This window comes from Sphingorhabdus sp., from assembly GCF_041737645.1.
Classification (GTDB): domain Bacteria; phylum Pseudomonadota; class Alphaproteobacteria; order Sphingomonadales; family Sphingomonadaceae; genus Sphingorhabdus_B.
In genome coordinates, this window is the sequence record NZ_JBGSRI010000038.1 from 95,819 (window position 1) to 116,105 (window position 20,287).

Genomic DNA, 20,287 nt, shown 5'->3' on the forward strand with positions numbered 1-20,287 from the left:
TAATCTGCGCCCTGAAGTTGAGGGTGGGTGGAAGTCGTGTCAGCGTTGGTGGTCTATGCAGGTTCAGGGGTGTCGACAGTCGACGCCAAAGGCCGTGCGACCATACCTGCAGAGTTACGCGATAGCGTTCAGGCTTCGAGCGGAGTCAACTCGGTTTGCATTTCCCGCCATCCCAAGCATCCCTGCCTGATAGGATTTGGTGGCGCTGAACGTTTGAAATTACGTGCAGATGTCGAGGCGCAATGGCAGAGCGCATTAAGCCGTGGCGTGGAATTTGATCGCGAGCTGGCGGGGGTTACGGCTTCCTCAATTTTTGAAACAAACTTTGAAGCCAGTGGCCGGTTCGTACTTTCCCCGATGCTGCGGCATTTCGGTAAAATCGAAGATCGCGCGTTTTTCTTCGGCGCCACTACCCATTTCATGCTTTGGAATCCCGACATCTTCCTTGCCGAAGCGCCTGATGGCTATAATGCGGTCAAGGATGAGCTGATATACTGGCTTTCCCAGTCCGGGAAGCGCGACAAATGAACGCGCAGCCATCGCATATTCCCGTTTTGCTGGATGAAGTCATTCACGCTCTGGCCATCACCCCTGGATCAGAGATTGTGGACGGTACCTTTGGTGCAGGAGGATATAGCCAGGCAATACTGGCAGGCGGCGCACGCGTTTACGCGTTTGACCGTGATCCCGACGCGTTGTCCGAAGGTACAGACCTTGCAGGCCGTAGTGGAGGTGCTTTGCGCCTTTACTCGGCCTGCTTTTCAGATTTGGACAAAGTGCTGCTGGCTGACGGCATCGCCGAAGTCGATGGCGTTGTCCTCGATATCGGTGTGTCATCCATGCAACTAGATCGCGCCGAACGTGGCTTTTCGTTCCAGAAGGACGGTCCGCTCGACATGCGTATGGCGCAAGACGGCATGACCGCAGCAGATTTTGTAAATGACGCCGATGAAGACGAAATTGCCAATATCATTTATCGTTTTGGTGAAGATCATCGTTCCCGCCGGATCGCACGGGCCATTGTTGCTGCGCGTCCGATAGAGACAACGGCGCAATTGGCGGCCGTTGTCCGCAAAGCGGTCGGGCATAAGCCGGGCGCGCCGAAAGATCCTGCGACGCGCGCTTTTCAGGCGATACGCATCCACATAAATCGCGAACTCGATGAACTTACGGACGGGCTGGAGGCTGCCGAAAGGATGCTAAAGCCGGGCGGTCGTCTGGCTGTGGTGACTTTTCACAGCCTTGAAGACCGGATCGTCAAACAGTTTCTGCGCCGCCGTAGTGGCGCGGAGGGTGCAGGGTCTAGGCACATACCGGTGGTCGCAAGTGCCGGCCCTGCATCCACTTTTGAAAAAGCCGAAAAAGCGGTTCGGCCTTCGGAATTCGAAATCAATCAAAACCCGCGGGCACGGTCGGCCACATTGCGATCTGCCACCCGAACAGCAGCGCCCGCTTGGGCAGAAGGAGGATTGGCAGCATGAGCCTCGCCATGAAACGATTGAAAAATTTGGGCTGGTTGGCGCTGGTGTTTATGGTGGCTATCCTGCTTTATCCATTGTCGTTGAACGTCGCCGCGGTGCACAGCGACCTGATCGCGGTTGACCGGCAGATCTTGGATACAAAGCGCGAAATCAGCTTTCTTCAGGCGGAAATCCGCACGAGGGCGAGCTTGCAGCAGCTCGAAGAATGGAACGAACTGCTTTATGGCTATGCCCCGCCAACAGCGGCGCAATTTGTTGATGGAGAGGCGGCGCTCGCCGGCTTGAGTTCCGATATGCCCGAGGCAAAACCCGTAATGGTCGCGGTTGGCGAACACCCTTCGGGTGTAATAGGGGGCGGAACACGTTCCGCTGCAGCTTTCGATCCTGAGCCTGATTTTGAAAAATCCGAAGTCGAAAAGCCTGTGCTTTCAATTGAAAAACCAAAGGCGCAGCAGAGCCGTACCGAGCGCCTGGCGCGCATGGATGAAAAATTGCTGTCAGATGATTTTATGCGCGATATCGCGGCAAAAGCTGACGGGGAGCGCAACGGTCGATGACAATATTGGCCGCCCGAACAACGACAAGGAAAAGCGGGGTCGGCACCCCGCCCTTCGCGGCGCTTGGATTTTGGCGGTTGCTTTTATTACTGGCAGCCTTCGGTTTGTTTGTTCTTTTGCTTATCGGGCGTTTGGCCACTTTGGCCTTATTCGAAAGTACGCGTGCATATGGCGCTACCAATACCGAATATGTTCCCGATCGTGGGGATATTGTGGACAGAAATGGTGTCCCGTTAGCGCGCAGCATCTATGGCTACGCTATTTGGGTAAAGCCTGACCAGTTACTGGGTGACCGAAAAGAACTGGCAAGCCAGCTTGCGGCAATTTTTCCCGACACGACAGCCGCAGAATTTTATTCGAAACTGATCGCTGATAAGCCTGGCTATCTGCGTAAGCGGGCCTTGCCCGAGCAGGTGCGACAAGTTCACGACTTGGGCGAAATCGCAATCGAATTCCCACGTGAAGCCACCCGGCTTTATCCGCAGCATGATATGGCCGCCCATGTTCTTGGTTTCGTAAACCGCGACGGGAAAGGTGCTATGGGCATGGAGCGCGTGATGAACGATCATCTGCGAAATCCAGCAACGCGCTCAAAGCCACTCAATCTCGCACTCGATGTGCGGGTGCAAGCGGCTTTGGAGAGCGAATTGCTGGCGGGGATGCGGTCCAACGGTGCAAAAGGTGCGGCTGGAATTGTACTTGATGTTGCAACTGGCGAGGTGGTGGCAATGGCAACACTCCCCACCTTCAACCCCAATCGCCCCGTTTTCGCCAATATTCCCGATTTGGGTGAAACAATTGTAAATGGTCGCTATCCGATCTCTCGGCAAACAAACAATGTAACGAACCGCGTTTACGAACTCGGTTCGACATTTAAGCCATTGACCGTGGCGGCGGCGCTAGATGCGGGTACGGTGCGTGATTTGTCGATTAGATACGACGCGACCAAGCCTTTGGCGATTGGCGGGTTCAAAATCCGGGATACCCATCCTTCCGGTCGCTGGCTTAACACGCCGGAATCGTTGATCCACAGCTCCAATGTCGTAACCGCGCAAATTGCCGACAATCTCGGCGCTAAGCGGATGGATGCCATGTTGCGGACGATGCATTTCAATATACGCCCCGACATTGAACTGGCAGAAAAAGCGATGCCCATTTATCCCAAAAACTGGGGTCGCCTGACCAATATGACAGTCGGTTATGGGCATAGTATCGCTGTCACCCCGCTACATCTAGCGAGTGGCTATGCCGCGATGGTCAATGGCGGGATTTACCGGCCCGCGACCATGTTCAAGACAAAGGCTAACGCTAAAATCCCAGGCAGGCGGGTGTTCTCAGCCGCGACCAGCGCGCGGATGCGTCAATTGATGCGGATGATTGTGGTGGATGGCACCGGACGGAAAGCCGATGCTTTGGGATATCGTGTCGGGGGTAAGACAGGTTCGGCGGAAAAGCCCGGTGTGGGCGGATATAATCGTAGCCTCGTCGTAGCTACTTTTGCGGCTGCATTCCCGATGGATAATCCGCGCTATGTTGTTCTTGCAATGCTTGACGAACCTAAAGGGACCGCCGAAGCAAGTTTTCAGCGCACGGCGGGATATACCGCCGCGCCTGTAGTCCAGAAAACGATTACCCGGATCGGGCCGCTATTGGGTATCATTCCCGATATGAAGCGCGATGTTGATGTATCCGAACTGATGCCTTTATTGTGGAAGGCAAAGGGAGAATAATAATGCGGCTGGGACAATTGCTGACCGAACTGGACGGTGCAGCCGCCGAACAAACCGTTACCGGTTTTGCCATTGACCATCGAAAAATTGCGCCGGGAACCGTTTTTGGCGCTTTTCAAGGCGCGGCATTTAATGGCGAGGATTTTATTCAAGATGCTATTGCCGCAGGCGCGATAGCAATTGTCGCGCGGCCTGAAGCGCAAGTGATTGGCGCAGTGCATGTGGCAAACGAAGTGCCCCGCCGCGCATTTGCCCAATTGGCGGCCAAATATTTCCAGCCTTTTCCTCAATCCATAGCAGCGGTCACAGGCACCAACGGGAAAACATCTACCGCCGAACTGACACGACAATTGTGGCGGATGGCAGGGCATCATGCCGCGTCCATAGGAACGTTGGGAATAACAACGGCATCCGATCAGGCAAAGACCGGTCTGACTACGCCGGATATAGTTACCTTTCTTTCGAACATGTCAGGTCTGGCGCGCGAAGGTGTAACACACACCATATTCGAAGCCTCGAGCCACGGCCTTTCGCAATATCGCAGTGAAGGGGTACCTGTATCAGTCGCAGCGTTCACCAATTTGAGCCGGGATCATCTCGATTATCACGGCACGATGGAAGACTATTTCGAAGTCAAGATGCGGCTATTCGATGAAGTTGTTGACGATAATGGAACAGCTGTGATCTGGGCCGACGATATATGGTCTGATAAGGTTATTGCGCGGGCAAAAAAGCGGGAAATACGCCTCATCACCGTCGGCGAAAAAGGCAAAGGCATCCAATTATTATCCCGCCAACCGACTCAATTGGGGCAATCACTTGAATTGCGGATTCAGGGAGACGTCACCAAGGTTAAGCTGCCGCTTATCGGAGCTTATCAAGCGGCCAATGTTTTGGTAGCGGCCGGTATAGTGATGGCCAGCGGCGGCGATGTCGAGGATGTGCTTGGCCATCTGGCCCGCTTGCAACCTGTGCGCGGACGACTGGAGCGGGCGGTTATAACCAAAAGTGGCGCGCCTGTTTATGTCGATTATGCTCATACACCAGATGGGCTGAGCGCCGCTATTGCCGCGTTGAGGCCCCATACCAAAGGGAAGTTAATAACGGTTTTCGGGGCGGGTGGCGATAGAGACAAGGGTAAGCGGCCGGAAATGGGTTCCATCGCCGTTGCTCAATCCGATATTGCGATAGTCACTGATGACAATCCGCGCAACGAAGACCCGGCTTTGATACGTTCCGATATAATGGCTGGCGCTTCCGGCGCCCATGAAATTGGTGACCGCCGCTACGCCATTGCATTTGCAATCGAACATGCTGAGCCTGACGACATTGTTCTGATCGCTGGCAAAGGGCATGAGCAAGGCCAGATCATCATGGATCGAGTGATGCCGTTCGACGACGTCGAAGTCGCGCGAGAATGCGCCGCGTGATGCCGCTTTGGAATCATGCAGAATTGTTGGCGGCGACAGGCGGAACTGCGTCGGCCGCTTTTGATGCAGACGGCGTGGCGTTTGACTCGCGTGAAATCGGCAAGGGCGACTTGTTTTTTGCGTTAAAAGGCGAGGCTACTGACGGACATCTTTTCATAGAAAAAGCATTCGCCAATGGTGCCGCCGGGGCAATTGTAAGTGCACCTGTCGATTTCCCCCATATTCTGGTGACAGATACGTTCGAGGCTTTGCAAGCCTTGGGGCGTGCGGCGCGTGTGCGAATGCAGGGCAGGGTTGTCGGGGTCACGGGATCGGTTGGAAAGACGGGAACAAAAGAAGCTTTGTTTGCGGCGCTGGATCGATCCTCCCGCGGCAAGGCGCATCGTTCCGTCAAAAGCTACAATAATCACGTCGGCGTTCCACTCAGCTTGGCCCGAATGCCGCGCGATACCGAATATGGTGTTTTTGAAATGGGTATGAACCATGCAGGCGAGCTGCGCGAACTTACGGCGCTCGTTCGTCCGCATTGCGCCATCGTGACTACCATTGCCCCGGCGCATATTGAATTTTTCAAGGATGAAAGTGGTATTGCTGATGCCAAGGCAGAAGTCTTTGAAGGTCTGACTGACGACGGTGTCGCAATTATCCCGCGCGATAATGTGCATTTTGATCGCCTTAATGCAGCAGCAGGAAAATATGCGAAAAGTACTGTTGGCTTTGGCTTTTCCGAAAAGTCGGATGTGCGATTGCTGGATCATGTGTCCACAATAAGCGGAGAAACGCTGATAACCGCAAAATTGTCCCGGGCGACGATGTGTTATTGTCTGTCGCAACCCGGGGAGCATTGGATATCGAATTCTTTGGCGGTACTAGCGGCGGTCGAAGCCGTTGGCGGCGACCTTGCAGCCGCTGGCTTGGCAATGGCTGAAATGGGCGGGCTTGCGGGGCGAGGTGCAAGGCACCAGATTGCAGTTCAACAAGGAACCGCGTTGCTTATCGATGAAAGCTACAACGCGAACCCTGCGTCGATGTCGGCCACACTTTCCGAACTCGGTAAAGTTAATGGCCGCAAAATTGCAGTGCTTGGTACAATGAAGGAATTGGGTATTAAAAGCCCCGAATATCATTTGGCCCTTGCAGAACCATTGGCCGCCGCAAAAGTCGATTTTACAATTTTGGTCGGCGAAGAGATGCAAATTCTCGCCGAGAAGTTGCGTGCAGGGGTCGACGGTGTTCAAGAAATCGCGCATTGCGCCTCTGCACTTGAAGCGCTTGAGCTTCTTAATAGCGAATTACGTGTTTCCGATACGGTTCTGGTCAAAGGTTCCAATAGCATGGGACTTTCGGCCATTGTCAGCGGCTTGGTGGGTGGGAAAAGCTAATGCTTTATTTATTGGCAGAATATCTAGGGTTTCCCGGTATCCTGAACCTGTTGCGTTATTTAAGTTTCCGTTCGGGGGCTACCGTTGCAACGGCGCTCGTCATCGGCTTGCTGATCGGACCTAAATTCATCGGGATGCTGCGCGTCCGTCAGGGAAAGGGACAACCCATTCGCAGCGATGGGCCACAAACGCATCTGGCAAAGGTAGGAACGCCGACGATGGGCGGCCTGATGATCCTGATTGCGATCTCTACATCGATGCTTTTATGGATGAATTTGGAAAACATATATGTGTGGGCGTGTCTGTTGGTGATGGCGGGCTTTGGCATTGTCGGGTTCATGGACGATTATGACAAAGTGAAAAAGCGCAGTCACAAAGGCATCTCGGGCAAAGTGCGCTTGCTTCTTGAATTTGCGATTGCCGGGGTCGCGGTGTCTTTGATCGTTTGGCAGTCTGGCGGTATGCTTTATCTGCCCTTTGTAAATGGTCCGGTGCTTGATCTGGGCTGGTGGTATGTACCGTTCGGGGCTTTTGTTATCGTGGCCTTCGGTAATGCCGTTAACCTGACCGATGGCCTGGACGGTTTGGCAACCATGCCAGTGATTATTGCCTCCATCGCTTTCATGCTGATTGTGTACATGGTGGGTAACGCCAAATATGCCGCCTATCTTGGCATTCCCTTTTACCTGGGCGCAGGTGATTTGGCGATGCTGTGTGGCGCTATTGTCGGCGCAGGTCTCGCTTTTCTGTGGTTTAACGCCCCACCGGCAGCAGTATTCATGGGCGACACCGGAAGTCTTGCACTCGGTGGTACGCTCGGCGCAATTGCGGTTGTAGCGCATCACGAATTTGTGCTTGCCATTATCGGCGGATTATTTGTTGTCGAAGCCCTTTCGGTAATTATTCAGGTATTTTGGTTCAAGCGCACCGGTAAGCGCATTTTCCGCATGGCGCCTATTCATCATCATTTCGAACAGCTTGGCTGGTCAGAGCCTACTGTTGTCATCCGATTCTGGATTGTGGCTTTCGTTCTGGCGCTTGCGGGTCTATCAACCCTCAAGCTCAGATGATTACCAGTCCGGCCTTTAGAAACCGCAAATTTGCTCTGTTGGGCCTCGCACGCTCGGGCCTTGCTGCGGCGCGTTCGCTTGCTGCAGGTGGTGCGGAAATTCTGGCGTGGGACAATGATGAAGGCGCACGCGCCAAGGTTGCGGATATTGCAAAAATTTCCGATCCTTTGGATGCAGATTTGTCGGGATATGCGGGGATCGTCGTGTCACCCGGCGTGCCGGTCAACAGTCATCCCATTGCGGATAAGGCGCGTTCGGAAGGTATTCCGTTAATCGGCGATATCGAATTGTTTGCAATGGCTCGGGCGGATTTGCCCCCACATCGCGTTGTAGGGATTACCGGAACGAACGGTAAATCGACGACCACTGCGCTGGTACACCATCTTTTGAAAAGCGCTGCACTGCCTGTGCGGATGGGTGGTAATATCGGTCTGCCAATTTTGTCACAGGCACCGCTTCCTGCGGGTGGCGTATATGTTCTTGAACTGTCAAGTTACCAGATTGACATCACCCGTAGCCTTGCCTGTGACGCCGCCGCGCTTATCAATCTGTCGCCAGACCATCTGGATCGATATGATGGATATGAGGCCTACATTCGATCGAAGGCGCGTTTGTTTGAAATGCAAACTGCCAAGCAACATTCGATTTTTGGTAAGGGTGATGAAGATACGGCCCGAATTTACGACGAAGTCGCCGCACAAAGGGGAAGGGATTTTGTCCATTTGGCAAATCCTGATAGGCTGTCCGGCCAGTTGGAATGGCCATCGCTACAAGGGCCGCATAATCTGCAAAATGTCGCGGTTGCCGTTGCGATTGCGGAAGCACTTGGTTTAACCGAACAACAATGTCGAGCAGCCTTGCGCAGTTTCAAGGGCTTGGCCCATCGTATGGAAGTGGTGACGGAGCGGAATGGAGTTTTGTTTGTCAACGACAGCAAGGCCACAAATGCGGCGTCGACCGCACCTGCATTGGCGGCTTATCCCCGTATTCATTGGATAGTCGGCGGGTTGGCGAAAAGCGAAAATCTTGATGAATGCATCCCCAATTTCGGTCATGTTGTCAAAGCCTACACCATAGGAGAGGCCGGTCCGTTGTTTACAAAATTACTGGCGCCGTATGTTCCAGTGGAAAGCAGCGAAATGATGGGCGCCGCGGTCCATTCGGCTGCGGCTCAAGCGCAGGCCGGCGATGTTATCATGTTGTCACCTGCGTGTGCGTCGTTTGATCAATTCAAAGACTTCGAAGCGCGTGGCGACGCGTTCAAAGCGATTGTAGAGGCGTTATGAACGGAGACCGGAGCGAGGTTCCTTGGGTACTTGCCGCCAAAACGGGCAAAATCGGTTTTGCAAATCGTCTGGGGCGTGGCGACCGTTCTCCGATAGGTGTGTGGTTCTGGGAATTGGACCGCGTTCTTCTTGCGTTGATGATGGTGCTCATCGCGATTGGCCTTTTGTCAGTCGCAGCCGCATCGCCCGCCGGGGCGCAACGTCTATCATCGTCCACGACCCAGCTTAATTCGCTATACTTCTTTTATCGTCAGTTGATGTGGGTTGTCGTCGGTGTCCCGTTGATGCTGGTCGTATCAATGTACCCGCGCGAACAGGCCCGCCGGTTCGCGGTTATCGGTTTCTGCATCTTTTTTGTTTTGCTTGCCTTGGTGCCTGTGATCGGTCGGGAAGTGAATGGTTCGCAAAGATGGGTCGGAACCGGCGCAGCCGGACTTCAGCCGTCCGAATTTCTGAAGCCTTTTTTTGCGGTGACAATGGCTTGGGTCATTAGTTGGCGGTTAAAAGACCCAAGTCTTCCTGTACGATTGCTGAGCAGTATCGGAACCGGTCTGGTCTGCATTTTCCTGATGGCGCAGCCCGATTTGGGCCAGACAATCTTGTTTGCAGGCACATGGTTTGCCTTGATGATGGTATCAGGCGTTTCCGCATCACGCATGTGGGCGATGGTGATTGGTGGCGCTGTTGGCTTGGTCCTTGCCTATAATTTTTACCCCGTCGCAACACAGCGAATCGATGCATGGATTTTTGGGACGGAAGGCTTGACCCACGATAAAATGGCTTTGGCTACCTTGACCAGCGGTGGGTTTATTGGCGTGGGGCCCGGGTTGGGTACAAAGAAGTATACGTTACCCGAAGGGCATACCGATTATATATTCTCGGTTATCGGCGAAGAATTCGGGCTAATGGCGTGCATGGTTATTGCTTTATTATATTTTGCGATTCTGGTGCGTATTATAATTCGGCTACTTGATGAGAAAGATCAATTCATTGTCCTTGCAGTGACCGGACTGGGTGCCCAATTCTGTGGGCAGGCGATGATAAATATGGCGGTCAATTTGGGCGTCTTTCCGTCGAAAGGCATGACATTGCCGTTCATTAGCTATGGTGGCTCATCGATTTTGGCTTTGTCGATAACTTGCGGTCTCATACTGGCACTGACGAAGCGCAACCCGTATCTTGACCGTTCGGCCTATATGGTGAAGGGACAGATGCCATGAGTATTTCACGGCATTATGTCCTCGCTGCTGGCGGTACTGGCGGTCACTTGATCCCGGCGTTCGCTTTGGGGCAGGAATTACTGAATCGCGGCCACCATGTCGCCCTGATAACCGATGAACGTGGCGCAAAAATACCGGGTGTACCGGACAAGATTGCGACACATTTATTGCCCGCTGGCCGAATTACGAAAAGCCCCGGAAGTTGGCTTCCCGGTGTTCGGGCTATAGCCGAAGGACGGCTCATGGCGCGCCGTCTTTATGACAGCTTTGAACCCAGCGCAGTCATCGGTTTTGGCGGCTATCCAGCATTTCCCGCGTTGTTGGGTGCGTTTGCGGAAAAAATACCAACGATAATTCACGAACAAAATGCCGTTCTAGGTCGCGTCAATCGCTTTACCGCGCGTCAAGTCAACGCCATTGCTACTTCTTACCCCGACATTTTGCGCCTATCACCGCGCTATCAGGAAAAAGTTCATCTGATCGGCAACCCAGTGCGCGAAGAGGTTTTGGCGTTGCGCGATCAGCCATATCCCCCGATGTCGGCCGATGGCATCTTCCGCGTACTGGTAACAGGCGGTAGCCAAGGGGCGACAATATTGTCAGAGGTAGTACCCGATGGCCTTGCCCGTCTACCGCTGAACCTGCGCCGCCGCCTTCAGGTAACGCAGCAATGCCGCGCCGAAGATATCGAAACCGTACGTCAAGCTTATGCCACCCATCACATTCCGGCAGAACTCGCCACTTATTTGCCAGACCTGCCCGCGCGGTTGGGGTGGGCGCATCTGGTGATATCACGGGCGGGGGCATCGACCATTGGCGAATTGACTTGTGCGGGTCGTCCGGCGATTTTGGTGCCGTTACCTAGTGCGACCGATAATCATCAAAGCTATAATGTTAAAGAAATGGTGCACGCAGGTGGCGCACGCGCAATTGCACAAGCCGGTTTTACACCGGTGGAACTAGCAAAACAAATCCAGAAAATAGCACTGGAACCGGGTGCATTGGAAAATGCGGCAAAAGCGGCGAAATCTTGCGGACGACCACAGGCAGTTTCAGACTTGGCTGACCTGGTCGAATCATTTGGTAAAGCGCCGATCATGCATACCATCAAGTCTAAGGCCGAACAGACGTCGGCGTTCGCGCCGTCGCCTGCACTCGCCAAGGATACTGCACAATGAAGGGTGTTCCAAACGACATTGGCACAATCCATTTCGTAGGTATTGGCGGTATCGGTATGTCAGGCATTGCTGAAGTAATGCACAACCTTGGCTATACGGTTCAAGGATCAGATATAGCCGATAGCTATGTTATCGATGGCCTCCGAAAACTGGGCATCAAAGTGATGATCGGCCACAGCGCCGATAATTTGGGTGATGCGGCTGTGGTCGTGACTTCGACCGCTGTTAAGGCCGGTAATCCGGAGCGCGACGCAGCTTTGGAGCGCCGGATACCGTTAGTGCGTCGTGCCGAAATGCTTGCCGAACTGATGCGGCTCAAAAATACAGTCGCCGTGGCGGGGACCCACGGGAAGACGACGACAACTTCCCTGATTGCGGCCATGCTCGATCACGGCGGCATAGACCCGACCGTTATCAACGGTGGTATCATCAACAGCTACGGCTCAAACGCCCGTCTTGGGGCAAGCGACTGGATGGTGGTCGAAGCGGACGAGAGCGACGGCAGCTTTTTGCGGCTCGACGGCACAATTGCAGTGGTCACCAATATCGATCCGGAACATCTCGACCATTATGGCGGTTTTGACGCCATCAAAGACGCCTTTGTCGAATTTGTCGAAAATGTACCCTTTTATGGTGCGGCAATCATGTGTCTCGACCACCCTGAAGTGCAGGCGATCTTGCCGAAAATCCGTGATCGCAGGATCATAACTTATGGCTTTTCCGCGCAGGCAGACATTCGCGGGGAAAATGTTACGCCCTTTCCCGGCGGCAATCGGTTTGACGTGGTCATCCGTTCGCGCGACGGATCACAACGCACGATCACCGGGATCGAATTGCCCATGCCTGGACGGCACAATGTGCAGAACGCATTGGCCGCAGTCGCGGTTGGCCTCGAAATGGGGATGGACGACAGTGCCGTCGCCCATGGCTTCGATAAATTCGGCGGCGTTAAGCGGCGCTTTACGAAAGTCGGTGAGGTCGGCGGCGTCACGATCATTGACGATTATGGACATCATCCGGTTGAAATCCGGGCGGTGTTATCGGCGGCACGCGAAGGTGCCCAAGGCAAGGTGATTGCAGTTGCGCAACCGCACCGGTTTTCCAGACTGCGCGACCATATGGAAGATTTCCAGCAGGCGTTCAACGACGCCGATGTGGTCTTCATTTCTCCGGTTTATGCCGCTGGAGAAGCACCGATAGAGGGCATCGATTCAGAAGCACTGGTCAACGGCATCAAGGCGCGCGGACATCGTTCCGCAGCAATCGTTACCGATGCGGCGGATCTTGCACAGAAACTGGCCGAAATCGTGCAGGACAAGGATATGGTGGTCTGCCTGGGGGCGGGTGACATCACGAAATGGGCAGCGGGTCTGGCCGACGCCATAGCGGCCGCGCGCGGATGACCGTCGTCGCCATCCCCAGGGTTCAGGGCAAACTGACGCCACATGCTGCGCTGGCTCCGTTGGTCTGGTTCAAATCCGGCGGAACGTGCGAATGGTTGTTCGAACCAAAGGACAGCGCCGACCTGCAGGGCTTTTTGCGCGAGCTTGATCTTGCAATTCCGGTCATGGCGCTTGGCCTCGGCTCAAACCTGATCATCAGGGATGGCGGAGTGAAGGGTGTCGTTGTTCGTTTGGGCAAGGCATTCGCAAAAGTTGCCTTGCGTGATGAACTCATTCTTGAATGCGAAGCGGGTGCATCGGGCATATTGGTTTCATCGACTGCGCGGGACAATAACATTGCCGGTCTGGAATTCCTGCGCTCCATTCCCGGAACGGTAGGCGGTTTTGTCCGGATGAACGGCGGCGCTTATGGCGGCGAGGTGAAGGATATACTGGTCGATTGCGACGTGGTGATGCGCGACGGCAGCCTTGCCACGCTTAATGTCGAAGACCTGCATTATAGCTATCGTCATTCCGAACTGCCGCAAGGCGCAATCGTTGTAGCAGCACGGTTTAAAGGCAGGCCCGGTGTTGCTGCGGATATTCAGGCAGAAATGGACCGTATTTCAGAATCACGCGAAGCATCGCAGCCGCTTCGTTCCAAAACCGGTGGTTCGACCTTCAAAAATCCTGATGGGCAAAAGGCTTGGCAATTGGTCGATGAAGCAGGATGTCGTGGTTTGCAAATCGGCGGCGCGCAGGTTTCGGAAAAGCACACCAATTTCTTGATTAACACAGGCGATGCGACCAGCGCCGATATCGAAGAATTGGGTGAAGAAGTCCGCCGCCGGGTAAAGGCAAAATCGGGCATTGATCTGCAATGGGAAATTCAGCGTATTGGTGTGTCGAAATGAGCGCGCTGATCCATGTAGCGGTTCTGATGGGCGGATGGTCGAACGAACGGCCCGTGTCTTTGATGAGCGGAAATGGCGTTGCCGATGCCTTGGAAAAATGCGGATATAAGGTCAGCCGCATCGATATGGATCGCAATGTCGCGCAGGTTTTAACCGCCTTGCGCCCCGATGTCGTGTTCAATGCATTGCACGGTGTGCCCGGCGAAGACGGCAGCGTGCAGGGAATGCTGGACTTGATGGGCATCAAATACACCCATAGCGGTATGGTAACGTCGGTGATCGCCATCGACAAGGAGCTTACAAAACAGCGACTGGTGCCAGCCGGAATTCCCATGCCCAAAGGAACGATGGTTGCCAGTGAAAGCCTGTATTCCGGCGATCCATTGCCGCGGCCATATGTATTGAAACCAGTCAACGAAGGTAGCTCGGTCGGCGTTGCGATTGTCAAGACGGACAGCAATTATGGTTACCCGATATCGCGGGATTCGACTGGGCCTTGGCAGGAATTTGAATCATTACTCGCTGAACCTTTTATTAAAGGCCGCGAACTGACAGTGGCGGTCTTGGGCGACAAAGCCCTTTGCGTTACAGAATTGAAACCTAAGAGCGGCTTCTACGATTTCGATGCAAAGTATACCGATGGCCTGACCGAGCATGTGTGCCCGGCTGAAATACCCAAAAATGTGGCGCAGATGATGCTGGATATTGCCTTGAAAGCGCATAGGCTATTGGGGTGCAAAGGCGCGTCGCGTACTGATTTTCGCTGGGATGATGAACTGGGCCTTGAGGGCATTTTTGTGCTGGAAACCAATACACAGCCCGGAATGACCCCGCTTAGCCTAGTACCCGAGCAAGCAAAATATGTTGGAATCAGTTATGAACAATTGGTCGACATGATCGTTAAAGAGGCGTTGGCATAATGGCCACTAATACTCGAAATACAAATAAGAAACGTAACGCGAAGTCACCAAGGCCTCGGCAAAAAGTGCAACAGGTTTCGGTAATTGATCGTGCATTTCGGGCGTTGCCATTTTCCGAAGCCGATATTCAGCGCGCAGCAACATGGCTAATTATCGCAGCACTTACAATATTGGCATTTGCCGCTGCCCAATGGACCGGCCTTACAACAGCAGCATATCTCCAATATTCGGAACTGGCCGCGCGGGCTGGTTTTCAGGTGCAGCGGGTTGAAGTTACCGGCATGGAGCGGGTTGACCAGTTGAAGGTTTATGATCTGGTTTTGGCCGAAAAAGATAGGGCAATGCCACTTGTCGATATCGACAAGGTGCGTGCAGACTTGATGCAATATGGCTGGATAAAAGACGCCCGAGTTTCGCGCCGATTGCCTGACACCTTAGCCGTCGAAATTGTCGAGCGGACACCGGCCGCAATATGGCGACATGATGGGAAATTTTCGCTGATCGACGCGCAGGGTGCGATATTGCAAAATGTCCATCCTGATGAGGGGGGGGATCTGCCGATACTGGAAGGCGCGGATGCCAACCGACATACGGTCGCTTTGAACATTTTGTTAGACAAGGCAAGCGCCTTGAAATCACAAGTAACAGGCGCAAGCTGGATCGGTAATCGCCGGTGGGACTTGCGCTTCAAAAGCGGCGAAACACTAGCTTTGCCCGAAGGGGAAAAAGCTGCGGCCGAGGCTTTATTGAATTTTGCCCGCATGGATGGGATTCACAGATTACTGGGGCGCGATATCATCCATTTTGACCTCCGTGACCCTGAACGTGCCTATTTCCGTAAAGTTCCAAAATCGGAGCCGACTAAGGCAGAAACCAGTGGTGCCGCATCCAAAAATGGTGGAACACAAGCATGAAGGCGGCTCGTGTTGAAAAATTGATATCGGCAATTGATATCGGCTCGTCGAAAGTATCGGCGCTTATTGCCGGACAAACTGATAGCGGCGAGCTATTGGTTCTTGGAACGGGACAAAGAGAAAGCCGTGGTGTCACACGCGGCTGTATTGCCGATATCGAGCAAGCGGAATTGTCGGTTCGTCATGCCGTCGAGCAAGCTGAGCGCATAGCTGGCATCAATATTGAGCGTGTGTGGGTAGGTATGTCGTCTGGCGGTCTCGACAGCCTGCTGGCGCCAGTTGAAATCGAATTAGGTGGTGACCGCATCACACAAGATGATGTGGACCAGCTTTTACAGGCGGGAAGAGCCAATATTCAGACAGGTGGCAAGATGCCGCTTCATATCCAGCCAACTCTATATGCGCTGGATGGTGTTGGCGGTGTTGCAAATCCCGTAGGTTTGCATGCCGATAGATTAGGCGTGGATATACATGTCGTTCTAGCGGACCAATCCCCCGTCAGAAATATTGATATGACTGTTCGTGCGGCGCATCTGGATGTCGAGGCAATTGTTGTTGCGCCTATAGCGACCGGATTTGCGTGCCTGACTTCGGAAGAGCGGGAGCTTGGTGTCGCATTGGTCGAGTTTGGGGCTTCGATAACAAACGTTTCTGTATTTATTGGCGGAATGCTAGTCGGTTTGGAGACTATACAAAAAGGTGCTTCCGATATCACCGATGATATTGCCTCCGCTTTTGGCATCCGGCGCGCACAGGCGGAGCGGTTGAAGTGTTTTCATGGGTCCGCACTCACCAGCCCGCGCGATCATCAGGAAATTCTTGACGTCGGTCCAGATGAAAACGGCAATGAAGCCGCAGCCCATGCATCTAAAATCACCAAGGCGCAGTTAAACGCCGTCGTGTGCCAGAGGGTTGACGGTATTGTTGGCGAAATTGGCCGCGCATTGAAAGCGTTGGGGTTTTCCGGTCCTTCAAGCCACCAGATCGTTTTGACAGGTGGCGGAGCGGAACTGAAAGGGATTGCCGAACATATGCAAGGAGCGCTGGGTCGCACAGTCCGTATCGGAAAACCTTCAGGCCTTAGCGGTATTCCCGAAGCGCATTCCGGCCCTGCTTTTTCGACGTTGGTTGGCTTGATCCAATACGCGGCATTTGACCGTGTCGACCTAAAATCGGGCTATGAATTGCATGGCGAGCACATGGTAGGCGGTATGCCGAATCTATTTGAACGGATAAAACGGGCCATTCGAGAGAACTTTTAACAGAAAGCTGTGCAAAAAGGTTAATTTTCGAGTGTGTGTGGTTTTGTTTTGTGTCAGAAGCATGAAAATTTCTAACAAGCCAATCAAGGCTAGGGGGATAAAGTCATGAGCATCAATATCGGTCCACCCGTGGTTGATGAATTAAAGCCGAAGATCGCGGTTATTGGTATCGGCGGTGCAGGCGGTAATGCTGTCGCAAACATGATCGGGGCAAAGGTTGAGGGCGTCGATTTCGTCGTCGCCAATACCGACGCCCAGGCGCTTAATGCATCTCCGGCGGAATATCGCATTCAGCTGGGGCCCGATATCACGCAGGGTCTGGGCGCTGGTTCGCGTCCCGAAGTCGGGCGTGCTGCGGCAGAAGAGACGATTGAGCAGGTCAAGGCCGCGTTGGCGGGATGCCATATGTGCTTTATCGCTGCCGGCATGGGTGGCGGTACCGGTACAGGTGCTGCGCCGGTCATTGCCAAAGCTGCGCGTGAGATGAATATATTGACAGTAGGTGTCGTCACCAAGCCGTTCCTGTTTGAAGGTTCCCGGCGGATGCGCTCTGCAGATTCGGGCATCACCGAATTGCAGCAGCATGTCGACACCTTGATTGTCATTCCGAACCAGAATCTGTTCCTCGTTGCCAATCCGAATACCACTTTCAAAGAGGCATTTCTGCTTGCTGATGAAGTACTTCAACAGGGCGTTCGCGGAATAACCGACCTCATGGTCATGCCAGGTCTCATCAACCTTGATTTTGCCGACGTTCGTTCCGTTATGCACGAAATGGGTAAGGCCATGATGGGCACAGGCGAAGCCGAAGGCGACGGCCGTGCATTGGAGGCTGCGGAAAAGGCAATTGCCAATCCGCTGCTCGACGGCGTTTCCATGCAGGGTGCGAAAGGCGTTATCGTTTCCATCACAGGGGGCGAAGATATGCGCCTTATGGAAGTTGACGAGGCGGCCAATCACATTCGCGAATTGGTTGATCCCGATGCAAATATCATCTGGGGCTCGGCATTTAACGAAAATCTGAATGGCAAAATCCGTGTGTCGGTGGTTGCCACCGGAATAGACAATGACGGCTCAGCCGTAGCGCCCAGTGCACACGCAACGCGCCCCTTCGCCTTCAGCCGCCCTGCCCATCCGGTGGTAGAGCCTGAACCTGCGGTTGATGCGAATGTTGACATTGCGATCGAGGAAAGTGTTGCCGTTGTCGCAGAAACTGTGGACAGCAGTTTTGAATTGAACCGCGACCATGTTGCTGATGCTGAATATGAAGATTTGGCTTCTGTCGATACGCAAGAATCACTTTCAACCTCGGCTGATGAAGCCGATGAAGACGAAGATTTGCTTGTACTTGGTGATGCGGACGTGGTCGATTCTCCAGCCGACGCTATGCCAATTGATTATTCGTCGGCCGCAGATGTATCGCCTGCCCCTGAAAAACCGGCGCCACGAATTTCGACAGGTGGAACTTTGTTCGAGCGGATGTCAAACCTGTCACGCGGGCTGACGCGTTCTGATGAAGAAGAGGATGCGGCAAAGGTCGAAGGAACGGCCGGTGGCCTTAACATTCCACGTTTTCTTGACCGGCAAAGCAACAACTAAGCACAGTCATTCCGTCTTTTTTATGCAACCACTGAACGAAGCAAGCCATAGTCTTGCTTTGCTTCAGTGTCTTTTCACACCATGAGAGGCGCATGAATGTGACAATGTTACGTGTGGTCCTTGCGATTTCTGTTCTTTTGACAACTGATGCGGCCAACGCCCAGCCTGCGGACGATCATGTCCATGATGCAGCGGAGGCGCCTGAATCTGTGGTGGTCCAGCCGACCGTCGTCGAACCAGCAGGAGCGGTGGAATTGCGCGCCGCGATTCGTCGTATCTCGCTGAACCCGAATGATGCAGATGCTTTGGCTGATGCGGGCAATGCTTCGCTTAAGTTGGGCGACGCAAATGCTGCTTCGAATTTTTTCACCCAAGCGAATACCTTGCGTCCGAATAATGGCCGGATCATAGCAGGGCTGGCCGCCGCCACTGTGCGTGCCGAAAATCCCTTCGAGGCTTTACGATTGTTCGATGACGCTGTCCGCTTGGGCGTCAGCGAGAGGGTGGTCGCCGCCGACAGGGCGCTCGCTTTTGATCTTTTGGGTAATTTTGACAGAGCAGACCAAGACTATAGATTGGCGCGATTGGCCTCGAATTCGGACGAACTCATTGTCCGTCATGCAATATCATTGTCGTTGGCCGGACGAGGGATTGAAGCCGACGGATTGTTGGTTCCGTTGTTGCAAAAAAATGATCCTGCCGCTTGGCGTGCCCGGGCATTCATGCTTGCTGCACGCGGGAACTTTCGTGAGTCTACCCAAGTAACACAAGGCTTTATGGACGCATCATCGGCGCAGCGGATGGAGCGCTATCTTCGACTTATGCCCAATTTGACGGGGGCACAGCAAGCCGCAGCAATCCATTTAGGGCATTTCCCGGCCAGCCAGAATGTTGGCAGGGATAGTGAACAGGTTCGCAAGGTCGCTTCGAATACTCCTGCGGTCCAATCCACATCAACTGTCAACAGACTCATTCCTTCCGGCGATCCTTTCGGCACCAAGGCCGCGGTGCCAGCCTCTTCAGAAAAAGCCAAGCCTGCCGAAAATCGGCGTGATCGAAAATTAAGGGATCAGGAGCAGGTTAAGGCCATTGTCGCCAATATTCCCGAGGCAAATAAACTGCCTAAGACGGATAATTCAAGGCTAGGTACTGAAACAGCGCGCGCAAAAGTTGAAGAAGCAACTTCTTTAAAGATCAGTAATGCCAACATTGGCACCTTGCCCCCGCCTGAAACAGCGCGACCTTTACAAAAGGTCGAATTGCCGGTCCAGGACGTCGCGCCGCAGGCCAAGACTTTGCCGACGCCGACCAAACTGGTTGTGCAACCTTCATCCATATCTGAGGTTCAACCCCCAGCGCCCAGCCCAACCAAATCGGTTGCTTTGGACGCCCCGGTTTCGCAAGCCCCGGTCACGTCTGCTTCGCCAATTACGATTGCAAATCAAGCCCCTGACCAAGCGCCATCGACCGTGCCTACGGCATCATCGTTTGACCTTGGGGCTGTTGTAGGTGCAATTGAAATACCGGAAAGCGAGCAAAAGCCCTCGGCCTTTGCCGTTGATCTGACCAAAATAAAACCAGCATTGCCCAAGACTGCGACGACAGAAGACGCAGCCAAAACAGCGAAAGTCGATCCGAAAGTTGCGGCAAAACTGAAAATAGCGGCGGCAAATCCAGCCCGGTTTTGGGTCCAGATTGCGACAGGTGACGCGAATGCTTTGGGATTCGACTACCGCAAATGGACGAAAAAGAATCCTGAGCTGTTCAAATCAACCTCCGGTTGGACATCCGCCTGGGGCAAAACGAGTCGCTTGTTGGTCGGCCCCTTTGCCGATCAGAAACTGGCAAAAAAGTGGGAGGCTGATTTCAAAAAAGCAGGTGGAAACAGCTTTATGTGGAAAAGCGAAAATGGCGTTGTAGTGACAGCCTTAAAAGGAAAATAACGTCTGGTAGTGACAATTG

At 53.6% G+C, this 20,287-nt stretch carries 17 protein-coding genes; all 17 read left to right on the forward strand.

Going from position 1 to position 20,287, the window contains the following annotated elements; all coding sequences use genetic code 11:
* The first annotated feature begins 27 nt into the window (after window positions 1-27).
* Window positions 28-528, forward strand: a complete 501-nt coding sequence (locus tag ACEW72_RS06295; protein ID WP_373475527.1) for a division/cell wall cluster transcriptional repressor MraZ — start codon at window positions 28-30, stop codon at window positions 526-528.
* Window positions 525-1,481, forward strand: coding sequence for a 16S rRNA (cytosine(1402)-N(4))-methyltransferase RsmH (gene rsmH, locus ACEW72_RS06300; protein ID WP_373475528.1), 957 nt, complete (start codon window positions 525-527; stop codon window positions 1,479-1,481). The genes ACEW72_RS06295 and rsmH overlap by 4 nt, the downstream gene beginning before the upstream one ends.
* Window positions 1,478-2,038 (forward strand): hypothetical protein, encoded by a 561-nt coding sequence (locus tag ACEW72_RS06305; RefSeq protein WP_373475529.1) that lies wholly within the window; start codon window positions 1,478-1,480, stop codon window positions 2,036-2,038. The genes rsmH and ACEW72_RS06305 overlap by 4 nt, the downstream gene beginning before the upstream one ends.
* On the forward strand, window positions 2,035-3,768 hold the full coding sequence (locus ACEW72_RS06310) for a peptidoglycan D,D-transpeptidase FtsI family protein (RefSeq protein ID WP_373475530.1): 1,734 nt from the start codon (window positions 2,035-2,037) through the stop codon (window positions 3,766-3,768). The genes ACEW72_RS06305 and ACEW72_RS06310 overlap by 4 nt, the downstream gene beginning before the upstream one ends.
* A 2-nt stretch (window positions 3,769-3,770) precedes the next feature.
* Window positions 3,771-5,198, forward strand: a complete 1,428-nt coding sequence (locus ACEW72_RS06315; RefSeq protein ID WP_373475531.1) for a UDP-N-acetylmuramoyl-L-alanyl-D-glutamate--2,6-diaminopimelate ligase — start codon at window positions 3,771-3,773, stop codon at window positions 5,196-5,198.
* Window positions 5,195-6,580, forward strand: coding sequence for a UDP-N-acetylmuramoyl-tripeptide--D-alanyl-D-alanine ligase (murF, locus tag ACEW72_RS06320; RefSeq protein WP_373475532.1), 1,386 nt, complete (start codon window positions 5,195-5,197; stop codon window positions 6,578-6,580). Before ACEW72_RS06315 ends, murF begins: the two co-directional genes overlap by 4 nt.
* Window positions 6,580-7,650 carry a phospho-N-acetylmuramoyl-pentapeptide-transferase gene (gene mraY / locus ACEW72_RS06325; RefSeq protein ID WP_373475533.1) on the forward strand — a complete coding sequence of 357 codons (1,071 nt, stop codon included), beginning with the start codon at window positions 6,580-6,582 and terminating at the stop codon, window positions 7,648-7,650. The genes murF and mraY overlap by 1 nt, the downstream gene beginning before the upstream one ends.
* Entirely contained in the window at window positions 7,647-8,936 is a 1,290-nt protein-coding gene (gene murD / locus ACEW72_RS06330) for a UDP-N-acetylmuramoyl-L-alanine--D-glutamate ligase (protein ID WP_373475534.1), read from the forward strand. The genes mraY and murD overlap by 4 nt, the downstream gene beginning before the upstream one ends.
* Window positions 8,933-10,156 carry an FtsW/RodA/SpoVE family cell cycle protein gene (locus tag ACEW72_RS06335; RefSeq protein ID WP_373475535.1) on the forward strand — a complete coding sequence of 408 codons (1,224 nt, stop codon included), beginning with the start codon at window positions 8,933-8,935 and terminating at the stop codon, window positions 10,154-10,156. Before murD ends, ACEW72_RS06335 begins: the two co-directional genes overlap by 4 nt.
* Window positions 10,153-11,334 (forward strand): undecaprenyldiphospho-muramoylpentapeptide beta-N-acetylglucosaminyltransferase, encoded by a 1,182-nt coding sequence (gene murG, locus ACEW72_RS06340; RefSeq protein ID WP_373475536.1) that lies wholly within the window; start codon window positions 10,153-10,155, stop codon window positions 11,332-11,334. The genes ACEW72_RS06335 and murG overlap by 4 nt, the downstream gene beginning before the upstream one ends.
* A complete protein-coding gene (gene murC / locus ACEW72_RS06345; protein ID WP_373475537.1) occupies window positions 11,331-12,737 on the forward strand; it encodes a UDP-N-acetylmuramate--L-alanine ligase in 1,407 nt (468 codons plus the stop codon). The genes murG and murC overlap by 4 nt, the downstream gene beginning before the upstream one ends.
* The gene (murB, locus tag ACEW72_RS06350; RefSeq protein ID WP_373475538.1) at window positions 12,734-13,630 is read left to right on the forward strand and encodes a UDP-N-acetylmuramate dehydrogenase; all 897 of its coding nucleotides are present in this window, start codon (window positions 12,734-12,736) and stop codon (window positions 13,628-13,630) included. Before murC ends, murB begins: the two co-directional genes overlap by 4 nt.
* The gene (locus tag ACEW72_RS06355; RefSeq protein WP_373475539.1) at window positions 13,627-14,550 is read left to right on the forward strand and encodes a D-alanine--D-alanine ligase; all 924 of its coding nucleotides are present in this window, start codon (window positions 13,627-13,629) and stop codon (window positions 14,548-14,550) included. Before murB ends, ACEW72_RS06355 begins: the two co-directional genes overlap by 4 nt.
* 65 nt (window positions 14,551-14,615) lie before the next feature.
* Window positions 14,616-15,464, forward strand: coding sequence for a cell division protein FtsQ/DivIB (locus tag ACEW72_RS06360; RefSeq protein WP_373475540.1), 849 nt, complete (start codon window positions 14,616-14,618; stop codon window positions 15,462-15,464).
* Window positions 15,461-16,726, forward strand: a complete 1,266-nt coding sequence (gene ftsA, locus ACEW72_RS06365; protein WP_373475541.1) for a cell division protein FtsA — start codon at window positions 15,461-15,463, stop codon at window positions 16,724-16,726. The genes ACEW72_RS06360 and ftsA overlap by 4 nt, the downstream gene beginning before the upstream one ends.
* Before the next feature lie 105 nt (window positions 16,727-16,831).
* A complete protein-coding gene (ftsZ, locus tag ACEW72_RS06370) occupies window positions 16,832-18,325 on the forward strand; it encodes a cell division protein FtsZ (protein ID WP_373475542.1) in 1,494 nt (497 codons plus the stop codon).
* Window positions 18,326-18,423: 98 nt separating this feature from the next.
* Window positions 18,424-20,268, forward strand: coding sequence for a hypothetical protein (locus ACEW72_RS06375; RefSeq protein ID WP_373475543.1), 1,845 nt, complete (start codon window positions 18,424-18,426; stop codon window positions 20,266-20,268).
* The last annotated feature ends 19 nt before the right edge of the window (window positions 20,269-20,287 follow it).

Excerpts from the sequence above, each read along its gene's own strand:
- ftsA (WP_373475541.1), top strand. The coding sequence starts at position 15,461 with ATGAAGGCGGCTCGTGTTGAAAAATTGATATCGGCAATTGATATCGGC.
- murB (WP_373475538.1), top strand. The coding sequence starts at position 12,734 with ATGACCGTCGTCGCCATCCCCAGGGTTCAGGGCAAACTGACGCCACAT.
- ACEW72_RS06315 (WP_373475531.1), top strand. The coding sequence starts at position 3,771 with ATGCGGCTGGGACAATTGCTGACCGAACTGGACGGTGCAGCCGCCGAA.
- ftsZ (WP_373475542.1), top strand. The coding sequence starts at position 16,832 with ATGAGCATCAATATCGGTCCACCCGTGGTTGATGAATTAAAGCCGAAG.
- murC (WP_373475537.1), top strand. The coding sequence starts at position 11,331 with ATGAAGGGTGTTCCAAACGACATTGGCACAATCCATTTCGTAGGTATT.
- ACEW72_RS06335 (WP_373475535.1), top strand. The coding sequence starts at position 8,933 with ATGAACGGAGACCGGAGCGAGGTTCCTTGGGTACTTGCCGCCAAAACG.
- murD (WP_373475534.1), top strand. The coding sequence starts at position 7,647 with ATGATTACCAGTCCGGCCTTTAGAAACCGCAAATTTGCTCTGTTGGGC.
- mraY (WP_373475533.1), top strand. The coding sequence starts at position 6,580 with ATGCTTTATTTATTGGCAGAATATCTAGGGTTTCCCGGTATCCTGAAC.
- murG (WP_373475536.1), top strand. The coding sequence starts at position 10,153 with ATGAGTATTTCACGGCATTATGTCCTCGCTGCTGGCGGTACTGGCGGT.
- rsmH (WP_373475528.1), top strand. The coding sequence starts at position 525 with ATGAACGCGCAGCCATCGCATATTCCCGTTTTGCTGGATGAAGTCATT.
- ACEW72_RS06355 (WP_373475539.1), top strand. The coding sequence starts at position 13,627 with ATGAGCGCGCTGATCCATGTAGCGGTTCTGATGGGCGGATGGTCGAAC.
- ACEW72_RS06310 (WP_373475530.1), top strand. The coding sequence starts at position 2,035 with ATGACAATATTGGCCGCCCGAACAACGACAAGGAAAAGCGGGGTCGGC.
- ACEW72_RS06305 (WP_373475529.1), top strand. The coding sequence starts at position 1,478 with ATGAGCCTCGCCATGAAACGATTGAAAAATTTGGGCTGGTTGGCGCTG.